Raw genomic sequence first — 499 nt, 5'->3', positions numbered from 1 at the left:
GGAAAGCGACAGGTCAATATGACTGGCATCCAAGGAATACAAGGGATTCTTAAAGCGAAATTTATGAGCTACTTTTGAGTGTTCATAGTATTTAAGCAACTTGTAAAATAGCTGTTGATACAAGGCAGCAGGCTGCTGCTCATTGATTCGTGCCAGCGTGCTTCGGGGAATAGACTTTGCTCCGAGATGACTTAGCTTTTCCTGTTGGCACTCCAAATTGGATTGAATATCTCTCAGACTTTGCCTACAAGAGAATTGAGACATCAATATGGCAATAAACTGATCCCACCGGGAAGCCGCTCTAAATTTCTGTCCAACATGGTGTACTTTAGCAAGTTGTTCAAAATCCTGTCGCACAACAGGTTTAATTAGCTCATGAAATACGGTATTCTGATGTGACAAAACCTGAATCCTGGTCGTTAAAGTGTTTGTTTGCACTCATATTTTAACTGTTAGGACTCAGGTTTTTTTATTTAAAGCAAACTATGGGACAGCAGTG

At 40.5% G+C, this 499-nt stretch carries 1 protein-coding gene; it reads right to left on the bottom strand.

The window, feature by feature from the left end:
* On the bottom strand, nt 1-402 hold a 402-nt coding region (locus AXW61_RS16970), incomplete at its 3' end, for a DUF4372 domain-containing protein (protein ID WP_155858690.1).
* Between the last annotated feature and the right edge of the window lie 97 nt (nt 403-499).

It is taken from the genome of Acinetobacter sp. BMW17 (assembly GCF_001592855.1).
GTDB classification, from domain to species: Bacteria; Pseudomonadota; Gammaproteobacteria; order Pseudomonadales; family Moraxellaceae; genus Acinetobacter; species Acinetobacter johnsonii.
Note: the sequence above shows the minus strand (reverse complement) of the source record. Positions and strands in the feature narration are given on the sequence as shown.